Annotated in this window: 5 protein-coding genes; 3 read left to right on the forward strand and 2 right to left on the reverse strand. The window is 69.6% G+C overall.

Annotated features, from left to right (window positions below):
* The 3 genes from D7V93_RS36950 to cglE all read left to right on the forward strand — a co-directional run.
* The coding region (locus D7V93_RS36950) for a hypothetical protein (RefSeq protein ID WP_120647821.1) at window positions 1-215 on the forward strand (215 nt) is incomplete at its 5' end.
* A gap of 57 nt (window positions 216-272) precedes the next feature.
* Window positions 273-2,351, forward strand: coding sequence for a TonB family protein (locus D7V93_RS36955; protein ID WP_120647822.1), 2,079 nt, complete (start codon window positions 273-275; stop codon window positions 2,349-2,351).
* A 175-nt stretch (window positions 2,352-2,526) separates the two neighbouring features.
* Complete coding sequence (gene cglE, locus D7V93_RS36960) at window positions 2,527-3,126, forward strand: adventurous gliding motility protein CglE (protein WP_120647823.1); 600 nt, start codon at window positions 2,527-2,529, stop codon at window positions 3,124-3,126.
* Window positions 3,127-3,141: 15 nt separating this feature from the next.
* Here cglE and D7V93_RS36965 read toward each other — a convergent pair whose 3' ends face one another.
* Both D7V93_RS36965 and D7V93_RS36970 read right to left on the reverse strand, forming a co-directional pair.
* Window positions 3,142-3,984: an AraC family transcriptional regulator gene (locus D7V93_RS36965; RefSeq protein WP_120647824.1), complete on the reverse strand. Its 843-nt coding sequence runs from the start codon at window positions 3,982-3,984 to the stop codon at window positions 3,142-3,144.
* Between the two features lie 85 nt (window positions 3,985-4,069).
* Window positions 4,070-5,327, reverse strand: a 1,258-nt coding sequence (locus D7V93_RS36970) for an EF-Tu/IF-2/RF-3 family GTPase (protein WP_120647825.1), incomplete at its 5' end; no start/stop codon positions are given.

Genomic DNA, 5,327 nt, shown 5'->3' on the forward strand with positions numbered 1-5,327 from the left:
GCGGCAAGGACACGGTGAAGGTCATCCAGGAAGAGGACCGCACCGTGTACCGCAAGAAGACGGTGATTGATTTCACGGATGTGGCGGTCGAGGGCGAGCTGACCAAGCCGGAAGGTTCGTACGTCCTCAACCGCAAGAAGACGGACTTCCAAAGCCTCATCAAGGTCCGGGAGAACTTCGACCCGGAGTTGCAGAAGTCAGCGGACAATCTTTAGACGGCATCACGTGGCGTTGAACGTTTTCGGGACGGGAAGGGAAGAAGGAAGAACTTCATGGCGGCGGCGAGAAAAAACGGTTTGACGCTTCGGATCACCACCCCCGATGGCTCCATCCAGGAGACCGTGTCGGAGGCGGAAAGTGTCATCGTGGGGTCGGGCGCCCAAGCGGCGGTGAAGATTCAGGACCCGCGGGTCTCCAATCTCCATGTGATGCTGAAGGTGGACCACGATGGCTCCGTGACGGCCATCGACCTGGGCAGCGAAGGTGGCACCCAGGTCTCAGGGCAGCGGCTCGTCATTCCCACGGCGCTCAAGCCGGGTGACGTGTTGACGGTGGGGACCTCGCGGGTGGAGGTGCTCTTCGGTGACACGCCCCGGCCGGTGGCTCCGGCGGGCGCGGCGGTGGCGAAGCCCGGGGTGTTCCAGCAACTGCCTCCGCAGCGTCCGGCGATGCACCCGGCGCAGCAGGCTCCGGTGGGCCCCCAGGCCCAGGTCCAGGTCCGGCGCGACGTCGCGCCGCCCCGGCCTCCGGTGCAGGCAGCGGCACCTTCCAACGTCGTGGGCACGGTGAGCACGCCGCGCTCCGCTCCGGTGGGGGCGATGGGCGCGCAGATGGCCACGGCCCACACGGCGGCGCCCACCCCGGTGTTCGAGGCCCCTCCGGCGATGGTGCGCAAGGCGACCCCGCAGGCGGTGGTGGCGGCGAAGAAGCCGCAGCCCCTGCCGCACCTGCAGGAGCCCCTGCCCCTGGACGCGCAGCCGACGCCCGAGGCGAAGGTGCTCCAGGTGTCGCTGCTCTGGGGCGACCAGATGCTGGAGGTCCAGCACTTCAAGGACGGCGCTCCGGTCACCATCGGCGAGGGCAAGAAGAACGCCTTCCACGTGTTCGTGCCGCAGGTGGGCGCAAGCCACGTGCTCGCGGTGAGCAAGGGCGACAAGCTGGAACTGCGCGCTCCGGCGGGCTCCGGCGTGTTCGTCACCAACAAGGGTGACGTGCGCACCAAGGACGCGCTGCGCGCCGCGGGGCAGCTCAACCAGGCCGCCGCGGATCAGGAGCAGCTGTTCACCCTGGGCCTGCACGACCGCGCGGAGGTGTCGCTGGGCACCGTGTCGTTCGTGATGCGCTACGTGAAGCCGTCTCCGGTCATCCTGGCCACCTCGCTGGCCGACCGCGACTTCAGCTACTTCAAGATCGCCGCCATCTGCATCCTGGCGTCGGCCGCGTTCGTCACCGCGCTGCTGCTCACGCCGCACACGGAGACGAAGTCCGCGGACGACGTCTTCGAGTCCCAGCAGCGCGTGGCGAAGTTCCTCATCGCCCCGGAGAAGAAGGTGGAGGCGAAGAAGCTCCAGCTCTCCGGCGTGGAAGAGGGCGCCAAGGCGAAGGACGAAGAGGGCAAGTTCGGCAAGGAGGAGGCGAAGCTGGCGGAGGCCGCGCCTTCGAAGCCGGGCACCCCGGTGGTGGACAAGAGCAAGAAGGAGAAGGACCGCCAGGTGGTGGGCAAGGTGGGCCTGCTGGGCGCGCTCAAGGGCATGAAGGGTGGCGCGTCGGACGTGTTCGGTCCGGGCGGCATCGGCACCGGCATCAACAACTCGCTGGGCGGCCTCAAGGGCGGCGCGGCCATGGGTGACGCGCAGGGCGTGGGCGGCCTGGGCTCGCGCGGCACCGGCAATGGCGGCGGCGGCACGGCGCTGGGCATCGGTGGCCTGGGCACGCAGGGCAATGGACGCGGCGTGGGCGGCTCGGGCGGCATCGACCTGGGCGGCCGTGGCAAGTCCGTCACCAAGGTCATCCCCGGCAAGACGACGGTGGTGGGCGGCCTGGACAAGGACGTCATCGCCAAGGTCATCCGGCGGCACCAGAACGAGATCAAGTACTGCTACGAGTCGGAGCTGAACAAGAACCCGGCGCTGGCGGGCAAGGTCGCGGTGGCCTTCACCATCGACCCGGCGGGCGCGGTGGCGGATGCCAACGTGTCGGAGACGACGCTGGGCAGCTCTCCCGCGGAGAACTGCATGATCTCCCGCATCCGTCGCTGGAAGTTCCCGGAGCCCAAGGGCGGCGGCGTGGTGTCCGTGACGTACCCCTGGCTGTTCTCGCCCTCTGGCGCGGACGCTGGCGGTGAGGGGTAGCGGCGGGGCCCCGACGTCGGTCGGTTCGTAGACTGGAAGACCAAATGGCGTGGACGAAACGGTCCACGCCATTTTCGTTTTTCCCCGCTGCCGTTTCGTGCCGGGCATCACTAGTGTCCGTGCGCCGCTCCGGGAGTGCGTGTGGAGCGAGAGGACTACCGTGACGGGAGGAGTCGTGAGGAAGTCGCTGCTGTTGGCCGCGCTCGCGCTGGGGACGCCGGCCCTGGGCGCAACGCCGCCGGAAGGCGTGCCCTTCGAGCCGCGCCGGGGGTTCTTCACCGAGACGGACGTCGGGGTGTTCTTCACCGTGGGCGGTGAGAACAACTACTCCAACGCGCAGTCGTACCTGCAGCTGGGCATCGGCTACGACCTGACGGAGCGGCTGTCGCTGGGGGCGCACTTCGCGCTGGGGTCCTCCGCGCAGAACTGCTTCGCGGGCTACCTGCCGGGCTCCAACGTCTGCGCGCTGTCGGACAACTTCACCGTGGCCTTTGGCGACCTGACGGCCGCGTACCACGTGAGGCTGGCCAACCGCTTCTACCTGACGCCCAAGGTGGCGGCGGGCTACACGCGCCTGGACCCGACGCCGGTGGACCCCGACGAGGGGGACCCGGGCCGCTCCGTGAACGCGTTCAACGCGGGCCTGGGCGTGGGCGTGGAGTACGCCACGTCCTTCGACCACTTCTCCGTCGGCGCGGACCTGCTCGGGCGCTACATCATCGGGCCCAACATCATGACGTTCGCCGTGTTCCCCCGGGTGAAGTACACGTTCTGAGGCCGTGCCCCGCGGCTACGTGCGCCGGGCCTCGGGGACGGGGCCGGGCGCGCGCCGGGCGTACTCCGCGGGCGGACAGCCCACCACGCGCCGGAAGTCGCGGATGAAGTGCGCCTGGTCGAAGTAGCCCAGCTCCAGCGCCAGCGTCGCCAGGTCCGGAGGCGTGGCCTCCCGCAGTCGCTCGGCGGCCTCGTGCAGGCGGTAGCGCTGGATGACCCACTTGGGGCTCACGCCCACGTAGCGTCGGAACAGCCGCTGCAGCGTGCGCAGGTGCGGGCCTCCGGGCGACACCAGGTCTTCCACCTTCGTCACCGCGCGGTCCTCCAGGATGCGCGTCACCAGCGCCTGCACCCGGGCGACGTTCGCGTCTGGCGCGGGCAGGCGCGAGCGCAGGAAGGCCTCCGCGAGGGCAGCGCGCTCCCGGTCCGCGTCGCGGGTGACGTCGGTGGCGAGGAGGGCCTCCTGCAGCGCGAGCGCCTCCGGGCCCAGCAGCGTCGCCGCGTCCACCGTGCGCCCCGCGAGCGCGGCCACCGGCGTCCCCAGGAAGGGGAAGAAGCCGCCGGGCCGGAACTTGATGGCGAACACGCCGCCCAGGCCCTCCAGGAGCACGGAGAAGCGGCCATGCGGGACGCCGTGGATGCGGGAGGTGCCGTGCTCGAAGCTCCAGTGGATGCTCGGGTGGCTGAGGTTCTGCTGGAGGTAGGGCGGCCTGTCGCGCAGGTCCCACCGCACGGCCCAGAAGTGTTCCACCCAGGGGCGCAGGTCCTCGGAGGGCAGGAGGCGCGCATGGTCGAAGTGCCGCGCGTCCGGCCGGGGATACAGCAGGCCGCGGGGGCTGCCCGCGTTCGACTCCACCATGGTCCACACCTCCGAACGAAGAAGAGGCCGCCACCCGGCTTCAGGGTGACGGCCTCTCAAGGACTTCCCGGAAGGGAAGAGCGCCTTACTCGTCGTTGCGCTCTTCGCGCTTGCGCTCACGCTCGGCGCGGTAGCGGTCGCCGTTGGCCAGCGCCTTCTTGCGCATGCGCACGGACTTGGGCGTCACCTCGACGAGCTCGTCGTCGGCAATCCACTCCAGGGCCTTCTCCAGCCCCATCTCGCGCGGCGGGACGAGGATGACGTTCTCGTCGCGGCCGGCGGCGCGGATGTTGGTGAGCTTCTTCTCGCGGCAGCAGTTGACGTTCAGCTCGGACGGGTGGGAGTGCTCGCCGATGATCATCCCCTCGTACACGGTGACGCCTTCGCTCACGAACAGCTGGCCACGCTCCTGGATGCTGAACAGGGCGTAGGGCACGGTGTCGCCCAGGCGGTCGGAGACGATGGCGCCGTTGGCGCGCTTGGGGATGTAGCCGAACCACGGCTCGAAGCCGTCGAACTGGCTGCTCATGATGCCCTCACCGCGGGTGATGGTGAGGAACTCCGAGCGGAACCCGATGAGGCCGCGCGCGGGGATGCGGAACTGGAGCCGGGTGCGGCCCGAGCCCAGCTGCTGCATGTCGCTCATGCGGCCCTTGCGGGGCCCCAGGCGCTCCGTCACCACGCCCACGCTGCCCTCGGGCACGTCGCAGAAGAGCAGCTCCATGGGCTCGTGGAGCACGCCGTCCACGGTCTTGGTGATGGGCTCCGGGTTGGAGGCCGTCAGCTCGTAGCCTTCACGGCGCATGTTCTCGATGATGACCGCGAGCGCGAGTTCGCCACGGCCCACCACGCGGAACGCGTCCGGCGTCGCGGTGTCCTCCACGCGCACGGCCACGTTGCGGTAGGCCTCGCGGTACAGGCGCTCACGCAGGTTGCGGGAGGTGACGAACTTGCCTTCCTTACCCGCGAGCGGCCCGTCGTTGACCTTGAAGATCATCATCATCGTGGGCTCGTCCACGGTGATGCGCGGCAGGGCCACCGGCTTCTCGGGGTCGGCGATGGTGTCGCCGATGGAGATCTCCTCGATGCCCGCGATGGAGACGATCTCACCGGGGCCCGCGTCAGCGATCTCCACGCGCTTCAGGCCGGAGAAGCCGTACAGCTTCACGATCTTGCCGGGCTGCACCTTGCCGCCCTCGCGCAGGACGGAGACGGGCAGGTTGGCCGTGATGCGACCCGCCTGCACGCGACCCACCGCCAGACGGCCGACGTAGTCGTCGTAGTCCAGGTTCGCGACCAGCAGCTGGAGCGTGGTCTGGTCCTCCGCCGGGGCGGGCGGGGGC

Origin of the sequence: Corallococcus llansteffanensis (assembly GCF_003612055.1) — a bacterium.
GTDB classification, from domain to species: Bacteria; Myxococcota; Myxococcia; order Myxococcales; family Myxococcaceae; genus Corallococcus; species Corallococcus llansteffanensis.